This window comes from Micromonospora haikouensis (assembly GCF_900091595.1).
Taxonomy (GTDB): domain Bacteria; phylum Actinomycetota; class Actinomycetes; order Mycobacteriales; family Micromonosporaceae; genus Micromonospora; species Micromonospora haikouensis.
On sequence record NZ_FMCW01000003.1, the window covers coordinates 88,069 to 107,271 of the forward strand.

At 74.3% G+C, this 19,203-nt stretch carries 23 protein-coding genes; 17 read left to right on the forward strand and 6 right to left on the reverse strand.

The features are described 5' to 3' along the window. The first annotated feature begins 26 nt into the window (after window positions 1-26). From GA0070558_RS03915 to GA0070558_RS03940, 6 genes are all read left to right on the forward strand, one after another. Window positions 27-905 (forward strand): LCP family protein, encoded by an 879-nt coding sequence (locus GA0070558_RS03915; protein WP_439709562.1) that lies wholly within the window; start codon window positions 27-29, stop codon window positions 903-905. A gap of 78 nt (window positions 906-983) precedes the next feature. Beyond that, window positions 984-1,319, forward strand: a complete 336-nt coding sequence (locus tag GA0070558_RS03920) for a rhodanese-like domain-containing protein (protein ID WP_043963601.1) — start codon at window positions 984-986, stop codon at window positions 1,317-1,319. A gap of 36 nt (window positions 1,320-1,355) precedes the next feature. Further along, the gene (locus GA0070558_RS03925) at window positions 1,356-2,147 is read left to right on the forward strand and encodes a glycerophosphodiester phosphodiesterase (RefSeq protein WP_043960906.1); all 792 of its coding nucleotides are present in this window, start codon (window positions 1,356-1,358) and stop codon (window positions 2,145-2,147) included. 172 nt (window positions 2,148-2,319) lie between these two features. After that, the gene (locus tag GA0070558_RS03930; protein WP_077935283.1) at window positions 2,320-3,774 is read left to right on the forward strand and encodes a sensor histidine kinase; all 1,455 of its coding nucleotides are present in this window, start codon (window positions 2,320-2,322) and stop codon (window positions 3,772-3,774) included. A 145-nt stretch (window positions 3,775-3,919) separates the two neighbouring features. Further along, window positions 3,920-4,336, forward strand: coding sequence for an ATP-binding protein (locus tag GA0070558_RS03935; RefSeq protein ID WP_091275830.1), 417 nt, complete (start codon window positions 3,920-3,922; stop codon window positions 4,334-4,336). Window positions 4,337-4,407: 71 nt separating this feature from the next. Next, entirely contained in the window at window positions 4,408-5,298 is an 891-nt protein-coding gene (locus GA0070558_RS03940; RefSeq protein ID WP_091275833.1) for a DUF5926 family protein, read from the forward strand. A 57-nt stretch (window positions 5,299-5,355) separates the two neighbouring features. Here the strand turns inward: GA0070558_RS03940 and GA0070558_RS03945 are convergent, their stop codons facing one another. Further along, window positions 5,356-6,552, reverse strand: a complete 1,197-nt coding sequence (locus GA0070558_RS03945; RefSeq protein ID WP_091275837.1) for an arginine deiminase — start codon at window positions 6,550-6,552, stop codon at window positions 5,356-5,358. Window positions 6,553-6,716: 164 nt separating this feature from the next. Between GA0070558_RS03945 and GA0070558_RS03950 the strand changes: the two genes are divergently transcribed. The 5 genes from GA0070558_RS03950 (at window position 6,717) to pheA (ending at window position 10,336) form a co-directional block, all read left to right on the forward strand. Further along, on the forward strand, window positions 6,717-7,457 hold the full coding sequence (locus GA0070558_RS03950) for a hypothetical protein (protein WP_043960910.1): 741 nt from the start codon (window positions 6,717-6,719) through the stop codon (window positions 7,455-7,457). A gap of 177 nt (window positions 7,458-7,634) precedes the next feature. After that, complete coding sequence (locus GA0070558_RS03955; protein ID WP_091275841.1) at window positions 7,635-8,093, forward strand: hypothetical protein; 459 nt, start codon at window positions 7,635-7,637, stop codon at window positions 8,091-8,093. Between the two features lie 135 nt (window positions 8,094-8,228). Continuing rightward, window positions 8,229-8,612: an ACT domain-containing protein gene (locus tag GA0070558_RS03960; protein WP_077935287.1), complete on the forward strand. Its 384-nt coding sequence runs from the start codon at window positions 8,229-8,231 to the stop codon at window positions 8,610-8,612. A gap of 254 nt (window positions 8,613-8,866) precedes the next feature. Then, the gene (locus GA0070558_RS03965; RefSeq protein ID WP_256091756.1) at window positions 8,867-9,370 is read left to right on the forward strand and encodes a hypothetical protein; all 504 of its coding nucleotides are present in this window, start codon (window positions 8,867-8,869) and stop codon (window positions 9,368-9,370) included. 9 nt (window positions 9,371-9,379) lie between these two features. Beyond that, entirely contained in the window at window positions 9,380-10,336 is a 957-nt protein-coding gene (pheA, locus tag GA0070558_RS03970) for a prephenate dehydratase (RefSeq protein WP_091275845.1), read from the forward strand. A gap of 100 nt (window positions 10,337-10,436) precedes the next feature. Here pheA and GA0070558_RS03975 read toward each other — a convergent pair whose 3' ends face one another. The 3 genes from GA0070558_RS03975 to GA0070558_RS03985 all read right to left on the reverse strand — a co-directional run bounded on the left by GA0070558_RS03975 (window position 10,437) and on the right by GA0070558_RS03985 (window position 12,223). Continuing rightward, the gene (locus GA0070558_RS03975) at window positions 10,437-11,159 is read right to left on the reverse strand and encodes an AIM24 family protein (RefSeq protein ID WP_077935293.1); all 723 of its coding nucleotides are present in this window, start codon (window positions 11,157-11,159) and stop codon (window positions 10,437-10,439) included. A gap of 164 nt (window positions 11,160-11,323) precedes the next feature. Further along, the gene (locus GA0070558_RS03980) at window positions 11,324-11,665 is read right to left on the reverse strand and encodes a metallopeptidase family protein (protein WP_043963608.1); all 342 of its coding nucleotides are present in this window, start codon (window positions 11,663-11,665) and stop codon (window positions 11,324-11,326) included. Between the two features lie 126 nt (window positions 11,666-11,791). After that, window positions 11,792-12,223 (reverse strand): OsmC family protein, encoded by a 432-nt coding sequence (locus tag GA0070558_RS03985; RefSeq protein ID WP_043960915.1) that lies wholly within the window; start codon window positions 12,221-12,223, stop codon window positions 11,792-11,794. 174 nt (window positions 12,224-12,397) lie between these two features. Here GA0070558_RS03985 and GA0070558_RS03990 point away from each other — a divergent pair, with 174 nt between their 5' ends. The 3 genes from GA0070558_RS03990 to GA0070558_RS04000 all read left to right on the forward strand — a co-directional run bounded on the left by GA0070558_RS03990 (window position 12,398) and on the right by GA0070558_RS04000 (window position 14,891). Further along, window positions 12,398-13,084, forward strand: coding sequence for a hypothetical protein (locus GA0070558_RS03990; protein ID WP_091275849.1), 687 nt, complete (start codon window positions 12,398-12,400; stop codon window positions 13,082-13,084). A 173-nt stretch (window positions 13,085-13,257) separates the two neighbouring features. Continuing rightward, on the forward strand, window positions 13,258-14,079 hold the full coding sequence (locus GA0070558_RS03995; protein WP_077935295.1) for an HAD family hydrolase: 822 nt from the start codon (window positions 13,258-13,260) through the stop codon (window positions 14,077-14,079). Next, on the forward strand, window positions 14,079-14,891 hold the full coding sequence (locus GA0070558_RS04000; RefSeq protein ID WP_043960918.1) for an HAD family hydrolase: 813 nt from the start codon (window positions 14,079-14,081) through the stop codon (window positions 14,889-14,891). Before GA0070558_RS03995 ends, GA0070558_RS04000 begins: the two co-directional genes overlap by 1 nt. Window positions 14,892-14,931: 40 nt before the next feature. On the opposite strand, the gene GA0070558_RS04005 is transcribed toward GA0070558_RS04000, so the two are convergent. Continuing rightward, on the reverse strand, window positions 14,932-15,534 hold the full coding sequence (locus GA0070558_RS04005; RefSeq protein WP_091276234.1) for a bacterial proteasome activator family protein: 603 nt from the start codon (window positions 15,532-15,534) through the stop codon (window positions 14,932-14,934). A gap of 104 nt (window positions 15,535-15,638) precedes the next feature. Here GA0070558_RS04005 and GA0070558_RS04010 point away from each other — a divergent pair, with 104 nt between their 5' ends. Both GA0070558_RS04010 and GA0070558_RS04015 read left to right on the forward strand, forming a co-directional pair. Beyond that, entirely contained in the window at window positions 15,639-16,436 is a 798-nt protein-coding gene (locus tag GA0070558_RS04010; RefSeq protein ID WP_091275852.1) for an alpha/beta hydrolase family protein, read from the forward strand. A gap of 78 nt (window positions 16,437-16,514) precedes the next feature. Beyond that, a complete protein-coding gene (locus tag GA0070558_RS04015) occupies window positions 16,515-17,720 on the forward strand; it encodes an ABC transporter substrate-binding protein (RefSeq protein ID WP_091275855.1) in 1,206 nt (401 codons plus the stop codon). Window positions 17,721-17,796: 76 nt separating this feature from the next. On the opposite strand, the gene ddaH is transcribed toward GA0070558_RS04015, so the two are convergent. Then, window positions 17,797-18,630 (reverse strand): dimethylargininase, encoded by an 834-nt coding sequence (gene ddaH, locus GA0070558_RS04020; RefSeq protein WP_338390893.1) that lies wholly within the window; start codon window positions 18,628-18,630, stop codon window positions 17,797-17,799. Between the two features lie 59 nt (window positions 18,631-18,689). Between ddaH and GA0070558_RS04025 the strand changes: the two genes are divergently transcribed. Then, on the forward strand, window positions 18,690-19,145 hold the full coding sequence (locus tag GA0070558_RS04025) for an Lrp/AsnC family transcriptional regulator (protein WP_043960922.1): 456 nt from the start codon (window positions 18,690-18,692) through the stop codon (window positions 19,143-19,145). The last annotated feature ends 58 nt before the right edge of the window (window positions 19,146-19,203 follow it).

The following is a 19,203-nucleotide window of genomic DNA, read 5'->3' on the forward strand; positions in this document are numbered from 1 at the left end:
CCCTCGGCCACCGGTACGAGCGCACGGTGACCCAGGAGGACCTGCTCGACGCGGACGCCCGGCGCGACCGGACGGACCTCGACGGGGCGCTCAACTACCTCCTCGTCGGCTCGGACCGGCGGCCCGGCGCGGCCGGCGACGACCAACGCTCCGACACCATCCTGGTCGTGCACGTGCCGGCCGACACGAAGAGCGCCTATCTGGTCTCGTTCCCCCGCGACCTGTTGGTCAGCATCCCGCCCGGGGGAAACGGCTACGGGGGCGGCAGCGACAAGCTCAACGCGGCGTACGAGCACGGTGGCGGCGGCGAGGCCGGCGTCCAGCTCCTCTCGGCCACCCTCACCCGGCTCACCGGGCTGCGCTTCGACGGGGCCGCCCTGATCGACTTCGCCGGGCTGCGGCAGGTGATCGACCTCCTCGGCGGGGTGCGCATGTGCGTCGACACCGAGGTCCGCTCGATCCACACCCAGACCCTGTTCAGCCCCGGCTGCCAGCAGATGGACGGCGCGCGGGCGCTGGACTACGTCCGGCAGCGCTACGACCTGCCCGGCGGCGACTACGACCGGCAGCGCCACCAGCAGCAGCTCCTGCGGGCGATGCTGGACCGGGCCGGCGAGACGAACCTGCGTCGCGACCCAGTGCGGCTCGACCGGCTCATCCGGGCGGTCGGCGCGTCGCTGACCGTCGACACCAACGGCGTGCCCCTGGAGGACCTGCTGCTCACCCTCCGGGACCTCCCCCCGAACGCGCTGACGGGCGTCCAGATCCCCTCCCACCCGCAGACCATCGACGGCATCTCGTACGTCGTGCTCGACGGCGGGGGCAGCGCCCTCTTCGAGGCGGTCCGGGGCGCCCGGATGCCCGGCTGGGTCCAGGCCAACCCGCGCTGGGTGACCCGCCTCTGACCTGCGGATTCGTCCCGACCCGCCCGGATTCGCACGCCCCCGACCGGACGGCCGGGCGAGGCTCTAGGCTTGGTGACCGTGTTCGGACCCCAGGTTCCCACCGTGCCCGTGACCGAGATCGCCGACGACACCTACCTGCTCGACGTCCGCGAGGACGACGAGTGGGCCGCCGGGCACGCTCCCGGCGCCCACCACCTGCCGATGATGGAGCTGCCCGCCCGGATGGCCGAGGTGCCCACCGACCGCGACGTGGCGGTCATCTGCCGCTCCGGCGGGCGCTCGGCGCAGGTGGTGGCCTACCTGCGGAACAACGGCTGGGACCAGGTGCGCAACGCCGACGGCGGAATGCGCCAGTGGGCGGCCGTCGGCCGACCCGTGGTGGCCGGGGACGGCGGGCCGGGCCAGGTCATCTGAGCGAGACAGGTCATCTGAGAGCGACGGGCGACGGGCATGGGTGACCCCCTGGTCTTCGCGCACCGCGGCTCCTCGGCGGACCTGCCGGAGCACACGCTCGCCGCGTACCTGCGGGCCCTCGACGAAGGCGTCGACGGGCTGGAGTGCGACGTCCGGCTGACCCGCGACGGGCACCTGGTCTGCGTCCACGACCGGCGGCTGGACCGCACCAGCAACGGCACCGGCCTGGTCAGCGTCCGCACGCTGGCGGAGCTGGAGGCGCTGGACTTCGGCTCCTGGCACCCGGGCTGCGTGCCGCCCGACGGCGACGAGTTGCCGGACGAGTCGCACACCCGGCTGCTCACCCTCGAACGGTTGCTCGACGCGGTGCTGGCCGCCGGCCGCCCGGTGCGGCTGCTGATCGAGACGAAGCACCCCTCGCGGTACGGCGGGCACGTGGAGCGCCGGCTGGTGGCCCTGCTGCGCCGCTACGGCCTGGCCGAGCCGGACCCGGACGCCCTGGTCCAGGTCACCGTGATGTCCTTCTCGCCGCTGGCCGTGCGCCGCGTCCGCGACCTCGCCCCCGGGCTGCCCACGGTGCTCCTGCTGGAGGTGCTGCCGCGCTGGCTGCGGCTCGGCCGGCTGCCGTTCGGCACCCGCATCGCCGGGCCGGGGGTCGAGCTGGTCCGGGCCCGGCCGCGCCTGGTTCCCGCGCTGCGGGCCGCCGGCCACCAGGTGTACGTCTGGACCGTCAACGAGCCCGCCGAACTGGACCTGGTGCTCGACGTCGGGGTGGACGGGATCATCACCGACCGGCCGGCGCACGCGCTGGCCCGGCTGGGCCGGTGAACGGGTCGGGCGGCACCGGCCGCCGAGGTCGCCTCCGCACCGGACGGGGCCGGTGAACCGGCGGGGCGGCGTCGTCCGCTGGCTGGTCAGGCCGGGTTCGCCGGGCGGCGCGGATGCCGGGGCCGCCCGCGCGGGGGTGTCGGGGAGCGGGCCGGCGCGGCACACTCGGGACATGCCGGACCGTACCGACCTCGCCGCCCTGATAACCGGCCATGGCAGGGTTATCGAGATGATCAACTCTGGTGAAGCCGGTCTGCCCGTCCTCGCCCGGCTGCTCCAGGTGGTCCAGCCGGCGATCGGGGCGGCCAGCACCGCCTTCGTGGAGTTCGCGCCCACCGGCGGCCGGGTGATCGCCGCGACCGGGGGTGCCGAGTGGGCCGTCGGCCGGCCCGTGTCGCCCACCGACCCGGCCACCGTCTGCCTGCTCTCCGGCCCGCGGGTCCGCGACATCCGGGTGGACCGCATCCCCGGCCCGATCGGCGCCGAGCTGGTCGACCGGGGGCTGCGCCGGATGGTGGCCGCCCGCGCCGAGATCGGCGGGCTGACCGTCGGCAGCCTGCACGCGTTCTACCCGGACGACGACGACTCGACGGCCGCCGGGCAGCACGAGGTGGTGGCGTACATCGCCTCCTGCATCGCCCACATGTACAGCGACCAGAGCGGGCTGCCGGTGCACGGCGACGGCCCGGTGGTCGCGGCGCTGGCCGACGGGCTCGCCGTGGTCGACCGGGACGGGCGCGTCCGGCTCTGGAACCCGGCCGCCGCCCAGGTGACCGGCCGGTCGGTCGCGGAGTCGCTCAACCGCGCCCTGCCGTTCCCCCTCCCCCCGTCCGGGCAGGTCCTCGACCACCGGCTGCCCGACGGCCGCTGGATCAAGATCACCTCGGGCGAGCTGCCGGGCCCCGGGGCGCTGCGCGTGGTCACCTTCCGGGACATCACCGACCAGCAGCTCCGCGACCAGGACCGGGACCTCTTCGTCGCGGTGACCAGCCACGAGCTGCGCACGCCGGTCACCGTCATCAAGGGGTACGCGGACACCCTCACCGAGCACTGGGACTCCCTCACCGAGGCCGACCGGCGGCAGGCCGCCCGGGTCATCGGGCAGCGGGCCAACGAACTGGCCCGGCTGGTCGACCGGCTGCTCACCTCGGCCACCGAGGGCCGGCCCGGCGAGCCGTCCGTCCCCTTCGACCTGGGCGAGGCGCTCCGGGCCGCCGTCGCCGACCTGCCCACCGACCTGCGCCGCCGGGTCGTCCTCGACGTGCCCGAGGGCCTGCCGAAGGCGCTCGGCAGCCGGCAGTCGCTGACGACGGTGCTGACCGAGCTGGGGACCAACGCCGACAAGTACTCGGCGCCCGGCACCCCGATCGAGATCACCGCCGGAGGCAACGAGCGGACCGTGTCGCTGCGGGTCAGCGACCGGGGCATCGGCATCCGGCCGGAGCACGTCGAGCGGGCGTTCGACCGGTTCTGGCAGGGCGAGTCCGGCGACCGCCGGGGATATCCGGGCGCGGGGCTCGGCCTCTATCTCGTCCGCCGGATCGTTGAACAGCAGAACGGCTGGGTGTCCCTCCGGCCGAGGGAAGGTGGCGGTACGGTCGCAGAGGTCCGGCTGCCACGCGGGTGAGCCCGGCCGGCGGGGCCGGGGCCGGGGCGGCGAGGCAGGTCTCCGCGGCCGCGGGGTGTGGTGGGGCGAGTCTCCGCGGCCGCGGGGTGTGGTGGGGCGAGAGGAAGCGACGGTGGCGGGAGAGCGGGTCGAGAGGTCGTGGTGCGTGGTGGTGCCGCACCACCCGACCGGTGCGCGCCTGGCCCGGCACCGGCTCGCCGACGAGCTGGCCGACGTCGTGCCGTCGATGCTCCTGGCCGACCTGGTGGCGGTCCTGGCAGAGCTGGTCGGCAACGCCGTCCGGCACGCCGAGGCGCTCCCCGGCGGGGTGGTCCGGGTGGCCTGGCGGCTGCGCCGCACCCCCGACGGGCAGTTCGTCCAGCTCCGGGTCACCGACGGCGGGGCCGCCGCCGGGCCGCTGGTGCGGGCCGCCAGCCCCGATGCGGTCGACGGCCGGGGCCTGCACATCGTCGCGGGCCTGGCCAGCCGGTGGGGCGTCGACCGGGACGGCCTCGGGCAGTGCGTGTGGGCCGAGTTCGACCCCGCCGCCACGCCCCGCACCGATCTCGTCGCCGCCGGCTGAGCCACGCGGGCCGGGCGGGCGGGGCGGGTCCTCCCCACCCCGGCGGGCCGTGGGCTCTAGGCTGTCTCGCCGTGAGCAAGCGTAGAAGGATCCAGCGGGCCGCCGACGTCAGCGTCACCGGGAAGCGGGAGAAGGTGCGGGACGTCTTCGTGCCCCGACCGTTCGAGGGGCTGGCCGACGAGCCGGAGTGGATCGCCCTGCGTGAGCTGGTCCCCGCCGCGTCCGCGCCGCTGCGGCTCGTCCCCGAGCTGGTCGAGGAGCACGGCGACCGCCCGGTCACCCTGGCCACCGTGCTGCCGATGGCCGCACCGGCGATGACCAAGGCGGACGGTCGGGTCTTCGTCGGGCTCCAGCGCCACCAGCAGTCCGGCGACGTCTCCCGGGACCTGGCCGAGGCGCTGCTCTGCGCGCTGCGCACCGAGCCGGGCCGGACGGTCACCGTGCCGCCGCTGCCCGGCCCCGGCCCCCGCCTCCAGGACATCCTGGTCGACGGGCCGCTGGAGATCAGCATGCACGAGGGCTTCGAGTTCTGGCTCGACCCGGGGGCGGCCGACGACCCGACCGTCCAGGCGTCGCTGGAGCGGGCCAACGCGGCCATCTACCCGACCGTGCGGCTGGCGGCGGCGCGGGCGGCGTACTGGTGTCAGGTGCCGGAGAAGGCGCACGTGCGCTGGGTGCTCCCCGACGACGAGGACGCCGCGCTGGACGCCCTGGCGCGGCTGAGCGCCGCCGGCACGCTGCCCCTCGCCGGGGGCACGAAGTTCGCCGGCATGTTCCGCGCGCACGGGCGCCTCGTGCCGGTCTGGGACCTGCCCGAGGACGTCCCGGCGGCCGACTGGGAGGAGCCGGTGCGGGAGTTCGCCGAGCGCTACGCCGAGGCCCTCGCCGAGAAGGAGCCGCTGGACGCGGCGGGCCGCCGCGCCCGGCACGGCCTGCTCGGCCGGCAGCTCACCCTGCGCTGAGCGAAGTGTTAGGAAGGGCCCCCTGTACAACGTTTTGCGTTAACAGGGGGCCCTTCCTTACTCCCGGACCAGGGGGCAGGACATGCATCGCGGGCCGCCCCGGCCGGAGCCCAGCTCGGAGCCGGCGATCGGGATCACCTCGATGCCGGCCCGCTCCAGCTGGGCGTTGGTGCCGGTGTTGCGCTCGTAGCCGACGCAGAGCCGGGGGGCGATGGCGAGGGTGTTGTTGCCGTCGTCCCACTGCTCCCGCTCGGCGGTGACCGGGTCGAGGCCGGTGTCGATCACCCGGAGCTGGTCGAGGTCCATCGCGTCGGCGGCGGCCCGCAGGAACGGCGCGGGGCCGTCCACCTGCGGCTCGCCGTCGGGGCCGGCGACCACCGTGTACGCGACGAGGCTGCCCGCCACGTTCGCGTACATCAGCACGGCGTCGACGTCGACCATCGTGCAGATGGTGTCCAGGTGCATGGTGGCGCGTTCCTGGGCGATCGGCACCACCAGGATGGTGTGCGCCAGCCCGGCGGCGAAGACCTGCCGGGCGAGCCGCTCCGCGCCGGCCGGGGTGGTGCGCTCGCCGACCCCGACCGCGAGCACGCCCGGGGCCAGCAGCAGCACGTCGCCGCCCTCCAGGTGCTCCAGCCCCGGGTGGTAGACGAACTCGGTGCCGACGAAGCGCGGGTGGTGCCGGTAGATCGCGTCGGTGATGCTCGTCTCTCTTCGGCGGGCCGGCATGGCCAGGCTGGTGACACCGACCCGGTCGCCGATCCACAGTGACGAGTCGCGGGTGAACAGCAGGTTGGGCAGGGGATCGATGACGAAGTCGTGCCGGTCCATCAGGGAGTAGACGAGCCCGCCGGGCCGTTCCCGGCTGATCCGCAGCTCCTCGTGGGCGAGCCCGGCGATGAGCACGTCGGCGAGGGCGGCGGGGTCGAGGTAGGCGAGGTGGTCGGCCACGCGGCGGCGCAGGGTGTCGCCGAGCCGGGGCGAGCTGAGCACCTGCTCGGTCAGCTCGGTGCGGGCCTCGGCGACGGCGAGGGTCTCGGCGAGGAGGGTGGCGAGGTAGAGCACCTCCACCCCGCGGGCGCGCAGCTCGGCGGCGAACGCGTCGTGCTCCTCCTGTGCCCGCCCGACCCATGGGATAGCGTCGAACAGCAACGAGTCGTTGTTCCGGGGGGTGAGTCGGGCCAGTTCGGGGCCCGGCCGGTGCAGCAGCACGGTGCCGAGGCGGCCGACTTCACTGTCCACGTAGTGGGTCACCCGGCCAAGGGTAGGGCAGGGTTTGGCGGCATCCGGTAAAACGTCTGTGGATGAATATGGCATTCATCCGCACTCACTCCGGCGCTCCGACTTGCCGGGTACCCGGTATGTCAACGTAGGGTAGTGAGGACATAACTTCGAGGGACCTTTTGCCGGAGGTCGCGATGACTGTCTTTCCCGCACGTCGAGCCGCACCCACCGCACGGGCACTGCCGCCCGTCTCGGTGCCACACCCCAGGGCGGATGCCCCCGGGGTGCTCGACCCGACCCGTCCGAGCCCCCTGGAGTGGGCCCGGCGGCGGCGCGCCGAGCGGGGGGCCCGCCGGTTGGAAGCGGCCGGGGCCCGCGCCCTGGGCCGGCTCGACCATCTGGGGCCGGGGTGGCACGTCGTCGAGTGGCCCCGCACGGACACCACGGATCTCCTCCTCGACCCCGCCCAGGACGACCGGGCCGGGTTCCTCGCCATCGGGCCGGGCGGCCTGTTCGCGGTGACCATCGCCGACCACGGTCGCGCCCGGGTGCTCGTAGCCGGTGACGTGGTGCAGATCAACGGCAAGCGCCCGCCGTACGTGGCCGAGGCCCGCCGGGACGCCAAGCGGGCGAGCAAGGTGCTCTCCCAGGCGGTGGGACTGCCCATTCCCGTCACGCCGGTGCTGACCTTCGTCGGTTCCGGCGTCATCAGCGTGTACGGCCTGCCGAAGGACTGCCTCATGGCCACCCACCGCGAGCTGGACCGCCTGCTCGTGGCCGGGGGCAACCGGATCACCCCGGCCACGGCCGAGAAACTCGCCCGCGTGGCGCAGCACCCGGGGACCTGGATGAACGGCACGTACCGTCCAGCGGGCGACTACCGGTGGTACGACGGCGGCCGAACGGCGGCTGACAAGCCGGCCAACCGCCGGTAACGTCTCCCGCGACGCCACGCGGTCCGGCCCGCACCCGGAGCAACCACCGGCCGCGCCGGCGCCGGACGCCCGGGTGAGGGCAACCGATCCCCGGCGTCCCGGCGGCCCCAGCGCGGTCGGCGGCACCCACGACGACCGGTTAGCGTGGACAGACCGTCGGTGTACATAGGAGGCGCGGTGGCCCACGTCGAACTCTCGCTCTCGGAAGTGTTCGCGCCCACCGCCCGGACACCGCTGGAGCAGGAGTCCGACAACTTCGGGCAGTGGTCCGCCACCGTGACCCGGGCCGACGAGCCCTGCCTCCTGATCGACGCCGACACCCGGGTCGTCGCGGTGTCGGCGTCCGGCTGCGAGCTGCTCTGCCTGGGCTGCCCCGACGACGTGATCGGCCTGCCCCTGCTCGACGGCTGCCTGCGGCTGCTCGACTTCACCGCCCACCGGGGCGAGCTGACCGAGCAGGAGACCGACAAGATCCCGCCGCTGCTCGCCCTGCACTCCGGGCGTCTCGCCCGGGGACTGCTGCGGGTACAGGCCGCGGCGGCGGGCCGGACGGACCCGACGGTCGACGCCATCTCGACGCCGGTGCTCACCGACGGACGGGTCGCCGGGTCGCTGACCTTCTTCTCCGAGGTCTGACCGGCTCCGCTGCGGCCCGATCCCGGCTGCCCTGTGGACCGATGCGCCGCACTGCGGGCCTGACCTGGGCGAATGTGGCATCCGCCGCACCCCCGGGAGCTGTGGCGGACACCCGCCAGGCCGTAGGGTGCCCTCATGGTCGATGTCGCTCTGCTGCCGGGGGAATACGCGGTGTGCCGGCTGGTCGCCGGTGCCGTCCTCGGGCCCGCCCTCTGGGGCGAACTGGGCGACGCCGAGGTGGTCAGCGTGAGCTGGGCCGCCGACGGGGTCTCCGTGATCTGCCCGGTCCCCCGCGCGCCGGCCGAGGTGGAGACCGACTGGCGGTGCCTGCGGATCGTCGGCCCGCTCGGCCAGGCGGTCACCGGCACCCTGGCCGCGCTCATCGGCCCGTTGACCGAGGCGCGGGTCGATCCGGTGGCGTTCTCCACGTACGACACCGACCACGTGCTGGTCCCGGCCGTGCGGCTGGGCGAGGCGACCGCCGCGCTGCGCCGCGCCGGCCACCGCGTCCTCGACTGACGGCCCCCGGGCGGTCGCCCGCGCGAGACCCGCCCGGTAGGCCTTCACGGCCAGGCCGATGGCTCCTACGATGAGCTCGGCCACCCGGCCACAACGACGTTCTCCGATGCAAGGATCGGCTCGTGCCGCCATCCGCACCGCACCGACCGGTGTCCCGCGCGCCCGGCGCCCCCGGTCCGTCCCGCGCGCCCGGTCACGCCGGTTGCTCCCGGGTGCCCGGCCGCTCCGGTTCGCTCCGGGCGCCCGGCGCGGTCGTGTTGCTCGCCGTCCTCGCCGGCACGCTCGCCGGCTGCAGCACGCCGCCGGAGCTGCGCCAGCCCGCCACCCTGCCCAGCATCGGCACGCCCGGCCCCACCCCGTCGGCCTCCGCCCCGCCCACCGGCCTGGCGACGCCGCCCACCCCACCGGCGGCGGGGCCGCCGACCACCCCGGCCACCGACCTGGTCGCCGGCCCCTGCCCCGACGGCCCGTCGGTGAACCGGGTCGTCGCGCTGCTGCGCGGCCCGGCCGGGGTGCTGTCCCGCTCGGTCGCGGTACGGGCGGGCGAGGGCCCGCTCTGCGCCGGGGACTGGCAGTACACGGTGCTGCGGGTGACGGGGCACGAGGAGCTGCAGGTGGTCACCCGGGGCCGGCCGGGCGACCTGGAGCTGGTCACCGCCGGCACCGACGTCTGCACCATTGAGGTACGGGTGGCCGGGCCGCCCGGCATCCGGGCACTCGCCTGCGACGCCGTCCCCGGTGCCGTACCGGGTGCGTAGGCTGGCGGCATGCCGGGAACACCGCCCACCCGTTTCGTCTACCTCGGCCCCGAGGGCACCTTCGCCGAGCAGGCGCTGCGCACCGTGCCGGCCGCCGAGCGCGGCACCCGCACGCCCGCCCGCAGCGTCGGCGAGGCCCTGGAGAGCGTCCGCGCCTCCGAGGCCGACGCGGCCCTGGTGCCGCTGGAGAACTCGATCGGCGGCGCGGTCGGCGTGACCCTGGACGAGCTGGCCGAGGGGGAACCGCTGGTGATCACCCGCGAGGTGATCCTGCCGGTCGAGTTCGTGCTCGGCGCCCGCCCGGGGACGTCGCCGGAGGAGATCCGCTCGGTGGCCGCCCATCCTCAGGCGTCCACGCAGTGCCGGGGCTGGCTGCGCGCCCACCTGCCGGACGCGGTCGTGGTCGACGTGCTCTCCAACGGGGCCGCCGCGGCGGGCGCGGCGACGGGCGAGTACGACGCGGCGATCTGCGCCCCGATCGGGGCCGCCCGGCACCGGCTGGCGGTGCTCGCCGACAAGATCGCCGACCATCCCGACGCGGTGACCCGGTTCGCGTTGCTGTCCCGCCCGGGCCCGCCCCCGCCCCCCACCGGGGACGACCTCACGTCGCTGGCCGTCTACATCGCCCACGACCGGGTGGGCGCGCTGCTGTCGGTGCTGATGGAGCTGGCCGTGCGCGGGGTGAACCTGACCCGCATCGAGTCCCGCCCGACGGGCGAGGCGCTGGGCCGGTACGTCTTCTTCCTCGACTGCACCGGCCACGTCGCCGAGCCGCGGCTCGGGGAGGCGTTGCAGGGGTTGCGGCGGGTCTGTGCCCAGGTGCGGTTCCTCGGGTCGTACCCCCGGCACCGGTGGGCGCAGCCGGCGGGCGACCTGCCCATTCCCGCGCCGGCCGGACTGTCGGACGCCGACTACGCCGACGCGGCGGCCTGGCTGGCCCGGTTGCGCGCCGGCGAGCTGAGCTGACCCCGGCCTCGCCGGCCCGGCTCGCGGCGGCGAGCTGAGACCGGGGCGCCCCGTGTCGGGCGCCCCGCCCGGGTCAGCTCGTCGTCGGCGCGGCGACGGGTCAGCTCAGCAGGCCGCCGAGCAGGCCGCCCTGCTGCTCCTGGGCGCCGCTGCCCGCGATCGGCGGCTCCTCGGAGGGCTGCACCACCACGAAGCCCTGCCCGGCGAAGCTCATTGTGAACGCCTCGCCGGTGCTGCGCCCCAGCAGCGTGCCCAGGCCGAGCTGCTCGGCCCGGTGGTAGCCGGTCTGGAGGTTGGCCGACCAGCAGACGGCGGCCTGCGGGTCGACGTAGGTCGGGGCGTCGACGTTGAGCACCACCGGGGTGCCCTTCGTGGTGATCGCGATCCGACCGTGGCCGGTGAAGACGCAGTTGAACAGGCCGGACGAGGAGGCCATCCCGGCGCCGCCGACCATGCGGATGTCGTACTGCAGGGTGGAGTCGAAGGCCAGCACGCTGGATCCGTTGATCGACAGGGCGTCGCCGGGCTCCAGGTCGATGATGTGCACGTCCTTGGCCAGCTCGGCGAGGAAGACGTCGCCCCGGCCGGTGAGCTTCATCAGCGGGACGCCCTCGCCGGTGAGCTTCTGCTTGAGGAACTTGCCCAGGCCGCCGGAGCCGAGCGCCTGGAACTGCACCTGACCCTGGTAGGCGACCATCGACCCGACCCGGGCCATCGCCTCACCGTTCAGCTCGATCTTCAACATCTTGGAGTTCTGCAGCCGCATGCCGGGCTGGGTGGACTCCTTCTCCAGGTTCTCGGCGGAGAACAGCGCGCTGCGCATGGAAGTGCCTCCTGACTCGGGGTTTCTGCCCGGAGGGTAGGTGACCAGCGCAACCGGTGACATCGGCCGAGCGGGGCCGGCCCGCCGTCGCGGGGCGCGGACCGGACGGACGGGGACGGGGACGCCGACGCGGACCGGACGGAGGGGACTCCGACGTCGACCCGTCAGCCCCAGCCGAGGTCGTGCAGCCGTTCGTCGTCGATGCCGAAGTGGTGGGCGATCTCGTGCACCACGGTCACCGCCACCTCGTCGACGACGTCCTCCTCGCTGTCGCAGATGCGCAGGATGGGGTGCCGGTAGATGAAGATGCGGTCCGGCAGGACGCCCGCGTAGTCCCAGCCCCGCTCGGTGAGGGCGTGCCCCTCGTAGAGGCCGAGCAGGTCCTCGTCGCCGGGGGGCGGGTGGTCCTCGACGAGGATCACCACGTTGCTCATCAGCCGCAGCAGTTCCTCGGGGACCTCGTCGAGGGCGTCCCCGACCAGTTCCTCGAAGCGCTCCCGGCTCATCTGGACCGCCACGCCCCCATTGTCCCCGAGCCGGCCCCGCGAACGGGGCCCAAGATCCCTCTCGTACGGAAAAGTCCCCGTCCGTGCGGACGGGGACCGTTCCGTGTCACGTGGGTGCGGGGAGCCTCAGGAGGCGAGGCGGGCCGTGAGGCTGATCTGGGCACCCGGGGAGAGCAGGCGCGAGATCGGGCAGTTCTCCTTGGCGGTCTCGGCCAGCTTGGCGAACTGGGCCTCGTCGAGCCCCGGGGCCTGGCCGACCGTCTCCAGGTCGATCCGGGTCACGGTCATCCCCGCGTCGGTCTTGTCGAAGTGCACCTTCGCGGTGGTCTCCACCGACGTGCCGGTCGCGCCGGCGTCGGCGAGCTGCTTGGAGAACGCCATCGAGAAGCAGGCGGCGTGGGCCGCCCCGATGAGTTCCTCGGGGTTGGTGCCCTCGCCCTCCTCGAACCGCGACTTGAAGGAGTAGTTTCCCTGGAGCCCGCCCTTGCCGGTGCGGACCGTGCCGGAACCCTCGGTGAGATCGCCCTGCCAGCGTGCGGAAGCGGTACGGATAGGCATGAGCCGACGCTAACCGAAAGCCGGGCGCTGGGCGACCCGCTGCCCGTGATCCGGCCACACCGATCGTGGCGGTCGCGTTCCCGGCCACGCGGTGCCTGCTGTGTCATGATGCGGCTCAGGCCCACGAGGTTCAGGACCACGATGTTCAGGCCCGCGAACGCGGAGAGGTGGCCGATGTCCGACGATCTTTCCATTCCCCGGCAGGACAGCCGGGCCGGCGGTGCCACCGTCGTGGAGTGGGGTGGGCCCGAGCCTGCCCCGTCGGGGCGGGTGGGTCGCCCGCTGTCCCGGCTCGGGCGGGACCGCCGGATCCCGCTGGTGGCGGCCGGCCTCGGCGGGGTGGCCGCGTTCGCCTCGCTGGTCGGTGAGTGGCTGGTGATGACCGTGCCGACCGGGGGGCCCGGGGGCGACACGCTGCGGGTGCCGGGCGGGGTGTCCGACGTCGGCGGCTTCGGGCTGGGCTATCTGGTGGGCCTGTTCGCGCTGGTCACGGCTGCGGCCCTGGCCCTGCGGGGCAGCGCCGCCGTGCGGCACGACGCGCGGGTCGCCGGCCTCGCCCTGTCGACGGCCCTGATCGGCGCCCTGGTCGCCACGTCGGTGTCGCTGGACGACTCGGGCCGGCGGGCCCTCTACTCCTCGGAGGACGGCTTCCAGGTCGAGTACGGCCGGGGGCTGGTGGCGGCCTTCGCGGCCTGCGTGCTGTTGGCGGCGGCGCTGTACCTCGCCGGCCGGACCGACGCCGGGCGACCGGACGAGAGCGCGCCGCGGGCGGAGCACCCGCCCGCCGAGGAGGCCGACCTGCCCCCCGGGCCGGCCGACCTCACGGTGCAGCCGACGGTCCCCTTCGCCCGCCCGGAATAGCGCCCGGGGCGCGCGCAACCTGGGTGTGGTGTCGAGTTGCCGCCCGGTTCGCCGGGAAGCCATGGCCGCGCCCGGTTACGCGAGGTACGGTGGCTGCCCGCCGTCACTGCTGGTCGAGGCACCGACGACCCAGAGACAGGGCCGGCGCGACGGCGGCGGGCGAAGGAGGAGCCATGACCCGCCCGGGGCTGCCCAAGCTGATCGCCACCGACCTCGACGGGACGCTGGTCCGCAGCGACGAGACCGTCTCCGCGTACACCCATGAGGTGCTCGACCGGGTGCGCGCCGCCGGCATCCCGGTGGTCGGCGCGACCGGCCGGGGCCCGCGACTCACCGAACTGACCCGCAACGACATCCGCGCCGCCGACTTCCTGGTGCTCGCCGGCGGTGGCTGGGTGGTCGACCAGAGCGACCCGGCCGGGCCGGAGGTGCTGCGCGAGGAGCGGCTCTCCCGGCAGGTGCTGGCGCGGCTGCTCGCCGACTTGGAGGCCGAGGTCGGCCCGCTCACCGTGATGGTCGAGGCGTCCGGCGAGACCGGTGCCCCGCTCTGGGGCGACTACCACCCGAGCTGGCCGTACCCGGACCTGTTCGAGCCGCGTACCCGCGACGAGTGCCTCGCCACCGACGTGATCAAGGCGTTCGCCCGGACGGCCGACCACCACGTCGACGCGCTGCTGGAGACCGCCCGCCGGATCGTCGGCCCGGAGGTGGCCGCGCTCACCCAGGCGGGGCTCGGCTTCGTCGAGATCTCCCCGCCCGGGGTCGACAAGGCGTCCGGGCTGCACGTCGTGGCGCAGCGGCTCGGGGTGGACCCGGCCGACGTGCTGGTCTTCGGTGACATGCCCAACGACCTGCCGATGTTCGAGTGGGCCGGGTGGTCCCGGGTGGCCGTCTCCAACGCCCACCCGACCGTCCGCGCCGCCGCCGACGAGGTGACGCTGCGCAACGACGACGACGGAGTCGCGGTCTACCTGGACCGACTACTCTCCCGGTGATGGGAGAGACGCCTCGGCTGGTCGCCACGGACATCGACGGGACCCTGCTCACCGACGAGCGGACGCTCAGCCCCCGCACCCGCGACGCGCTGGCCCGGATGTCCGCGCGGGGCACGCCGGTCGTGCTGGTCACCGGCCGCCCGATCCGCTGGCTCCAACTGGTATACGAGCAGCTCGCCGAGCCGCTGCCGGCGATCTGCGCCAACGGCGCGGTGGTGTACGACCCGGTGGCCGACGAGGTGCTCCGGGCCGACCCGCTCGCGCCGGAGCTGCTCGCCGAGGTGGCCCGGCGGCTGCGCGCCGAGGTGCCCGGGGTCAGCTTCGCGGTGGAGATCGTGGACAGCCGCGAGATGCGGCACGAGGCCGGCTATCCGCTGCGCTGGGACGCCGACGCGGAGGCGATCCGGGCGATCACCTCGCCGGAGGAGCTGCACTCGGTGCCGGCGGTGAAGCTGCTGGCCCGCGCCGGCGAGCAGGACCCGGACGTGTTCGTGGAGGTGGTCGCCGGGGCGCTGCGCGGGCTGGCCGAGGCGACCCACTCGTCGTACACGGGGCTGGTGGAGATCTCGGCGGCCGGGGTGACCAAGGCGGCGGGCCTGGCCTGGTACTGCGCCCGGCTCGGGATCGACGAGCGGGACGTGCTGGCCTTCGGCGACATGCCCAACGACGTGCCGATGCTGACCTGGGCCGGCCGGGGGGTGGCGGTGGCGAACGCGCACCCCGCCGTCCTGGCGATCGCCGACGAGGTGACGGCGGCGAACTCCGCCGACGGCGTGGCCGCGTACCTGGAGAAGGTCTTCGGGGTGGGCTGAGACGCGCGCCGGGCCTGCGACGGCCCGGCGCGCGACGGTGTCAGAGGTATTGCCCGGTGCTGTGCCCCTCGCCGCCCTGTGGCTGGCCGATGCCCGGCATGCCCGGCATCATCCCGGCGGGGCCGCTGGGCAGCGCCTGCCGGCCGGAGCGCATCTGCTCCAGCTGCACGCGGGCGGCCATCTGCTGCGCCACCAGGGCCGCCTGGATGCCGTGGAACAGCCCCTCCAGCCAGCCGACGAGCTGGGCGTGGGCGATCCGCAGCTCGCCCTCGCTGGGCGCCTTGTCCTCGGTGAAGGGCAGCGATATCCGCTCCAGCTCGTCGCGGAGCTCGGGGGCGAGGCCCTCCTTCAGCTCGACGATCGACCGTTCGTGGATCTCGCGCATCCGGTGCCGGCTCGCGTCGTCGAGCGGGGCTGCCTTGACCTCCTCCAGCAGCTGTTTGATCATGCTGCCGATCCGCATCACCTTGGCGGGTTGCTCGACCAGGCGGGTCGGGTCCTCGCCCACGGCCTCGTCGGTCTGCACGGTGCCGACCGGGCGGCCGTCCGGGCCGACCACCACCACGGTGCCGGATCGCCCGGTGCCGTCGTGGCCCGGCTCGTCGTCTTGTCCAGCGGAGTGCGCTTCGGTCATGCGTTCCATCTTGACCCAGGCGACGGGCCGCCCGCTCGCCGGGACCGGCACCGGTCGCGGGTGTTCCCCGACCGGGCACCCTCGGGGCCTTCTGCCGCGCTACCGTCGCCGGCATGCCCGCCGACCCGCGCTCCGTGCTCGACCGCCCCGCCCCCGCGCCGGACGCCACCGTCGCCTACGGCGGGCACCCGGACCAGGTCGCCGACCTGCGCCGCCCGGCGGGGGACGGCCCGCCGCTCCCCCTGGTCGTGGTGGTGCACGGCGGCTTCTGGCGGGCCGAGTACGACCGCGGCCACACCGGGCCGCTCGCGGCGGCGCTGGCCGCGCTCGGCTATCCGGTGGCCCAGCTGGAGTACCGGCGCACCGGGCAGCCGGGCGGCGGCTGGCCGGGCACCCTCGCGGACGTGCTGGCGGGGGTCGCCGCGCTGCCCGGGCTGGCCGGGCCGGTGCTGGGCGACCGGCTGCGCCCGGGGCCGCCGCTGTTGGTCGGCCACTCGGCCGGCGGCCACCTCGCCCTGTACGCCGCCGCCACCGCACCGGGGACGGTGGCGGGGGTGCTGGCGCTCGCCCCGGTCGCGGACCTGGCCGAGGCGTACCGGCTGGACCTGGACGGCGGGGCGGTGGCCGCGCTGCTCGGCGGCGGGCCGGCGGAGCACCCGCAGCGGTACGCCGCCGCCGACCCCCGCCTGCTGGTGCCCGCCCCGACACGGACGGTGATTCTGCACGGCCTGCTGGACCGGCAGGTGCCGGTGGGGGTGAGCCGGTCATATGCCGCCGCCGCGCGGGCGGCCGGCGGCCCGGTGACGCTCGTGGAGCTTCCCGAATGCGAGCATTTCGGTCTTATCGATCCCGAGTCCGCCGCCTGGCCGGAGGTGGCCCGTGGGCTGCGAACCTTGCACTTTGATCACTGAACATTGACGCAGCGTCGCCGAACGGGTAGAACGCCGAGGGGACGGTATCGGCCCTGCTCAGCTCCCGGAAGGAACTCGGTGTCCCAGATGAACCGCAGGCGGGCACTCCAACTGTTGGCCGCCCTCGGTACCACGGGCCTGACCGCCGCCTGCGCCACGGACGGCGACGAAGGGCCGGCGACCCCCACCGGCAAGCCGGTCAAGATCGGTCTCATCGCACCGCAGACCGGTGGCTTCAAGGCCATCGGCGACGAGATCGTCAACGGCTTCCAGCTCTATCTCACCCTCAACGGCCAGCAGCTCGGCGGGCATCCGGTGACGGTGGTGACCGCCGACGAGGGTGAGACCGCCAAGACCGGCAAGGCGGCCGTCGACAGCCTGCTCAAGCAGGGCGTGCTCGCGCTCACCGGCGTGGTCAACTCGGCCGTCATGGTGGGCATCCGGGACACCGTCGAGAAGGCCCGGGTGCCGCTGGTCGGCTCCAACGCCTCGCCGAAGAGCCTCCAGAGCGTCGTCTACATCTGGCGCACCTCCTACGTGCTGGACGAGCCGGGCCGGGCGATCGGCCCGTACATGGCGCAGCGGCTACCCACCGGCAGTCGGGTCGCCATCATCGCCCCCGACAACCTCGGCTCCCGCGACGTGGTCCAAGGGCTCCAGGCCCAGTTCAGCACCGCCGGAACGGGCGATCCCCGGATCGCCGACCCGGTGATCTGGACCGACACCAGCAGCACGCCGGGCGGCACGGCGTACACCGCCGACATCCGCACCGCCCTGGCCCGCCAGCCGGACGCGATCTTCTGCCACTTCGCCGGGCCGGCGGCGGTGCAGTTCATCAAGCAGCTCTACCGCGAGGGGTGGACGGGCCCGATCTACGCGCCCGGCTTCCTCACCGAGGGCACCGTGCTCGACGAGGTGCAGGAGGTGGAGGCGCGCAACATCGTGACCGCGCTGAACTACTCCGCCGACCTGAACAACACCGCCAACCGCACCTTCGCCTCGGCGTACCGCAAGACGCACGGCGCGTCCCCGACCACCTACGCGATGGCGTCGTACGACGCGGCGCAGGTGCTGGACAAGGCGATCCGGCTGGCCGGGGGCGACCCGACCCCGCAGCAGGTCAACCTGGCGCTGGGCAAGATCGGCCAGATCGACAGCCCGCGCGGGGCATGGCAGTTCAACCAGCCACGAACACCCCAGCAGAAGTGGTACCTGCGCAAGGTGCAGCGCGACGGTCAGGTGCTCTCCAACGTCCTGATCAACGAGCTGGCCACGCTCGGCTGACCGCCCGCCCGACGACACCGCACGGGCCGGTCACCCCCCAGGTGGGACCGGCCCGTACGCGGGTGGGTCGCGCCCGTCAGTCGCGCAGCTCCGCGATGCAGCACTTCACGCTGCCGCCGCCCTTGCGCACCTCGGTCAACTCGACCGGCACGGGGGTGTAGCCGGCCGCCTTCAGCTTGCCGGCGAGCCGGGACGCCTCGCTGTTCAGGACCACGTTCGCCCCGTCGCTGACCAGGTTCAGGCCGAACGCCAGGGCGTCGACGTCGTCCGCGACGATCGCGTCCGGGAAGAGCTGGGCGAGGACCCGCTGGCTGGCCGCCGAGAACGCGCCCGGGTAGTAGACGATGTTCCCGTCGTCGATCGAGGCCAACGCCACGTCGAGGTGGTAGAAGCGGGGGTCGACCAGGTGCAGCGACACCACCGGCCGACCGAGCGCCTCCTGCGCCTCGGCGTGTGCCGGCAGCTCGGTGCGGAAGCCGTGGCCGGCGAGGACCAGCCCGCCGTGCGCCTCCGGCAGGTACGCGAAGTCGCCCTCGCCCTCGTTGGTCTCGTTCGGGGCGATGAAGTGCCAGCCCCGCTCCTCGTAGAAGGCGCGGTGTGCGGCGGCCTCGGCGGCCCGCTGCTCGTGCTTGAACCGGGCGCCGTAGACCGTCCCGTCGACGACGAACGCGCCGTTGGCCGCGAACACCATGTCGGGCAGGCCGGCCTCGGGGGTGAGCAGGTGCACGTCGTGGCCGAGGCCGAGCAGCGTCTCGCGCAGCCGGTCCCACTGCTTGACCGCCAGCGCCGCGTCGACGGGCGTGGTGACGTCCATCCACGGGTTGATCGCGTACGCGACGGCGAAATGCTCGGGCGAACACATGAGATATGTCCGCTTTCTGGGGATCCGGTGCTGGTTCACGGAAACCAAGAGTAGGTAGCCTTGAACCTTGGTAACAGCCACAACCATTGCTTCCTGAGGGCGGAACGTTGCAGATAGACGCGGTGGATCAGCGAATCATTGCGTTGCTGGTGGCGGACGCCCGCGCCTCGTACGCCGACATCGGCAGCCGGGTCTCGCTCTCCGCCCCGGCCGTCAAGCGCCGGGTGGACCGGCTGCGCGCCGCCGGGGTGATCCGGGGATTCACGGCCGTCGTCGACCCGGCCGCCGTCGGCTGGACCACGGAGGCCTTCGTCGAGCTGTTCTGCGCCGGGCGGACCACCCCCGCCCAGATCGGGGTGGCCGTGCGCCGGCATCCGGAGGTGGTCGGGGCGTACACGGTCTCCGGGGAGGCCGACGCGCTGGTGCACCTGCGCGCGGCGGACATCTCGCACCTGGAGGAGGCCCTCGAACGGCTGCGCGCCGAGTCGTTCGTGACCTCCACGCGCAGCACCATCGTGCTCTCCCGCCTCGCCGAGTCCCCCGGCGTCGGCCCCTCCACCTGAGCGGGCGACGCGGCCGGCGGCGGAAGCAGCACGCGGGCGCACGGGAACCGGAGTCGGG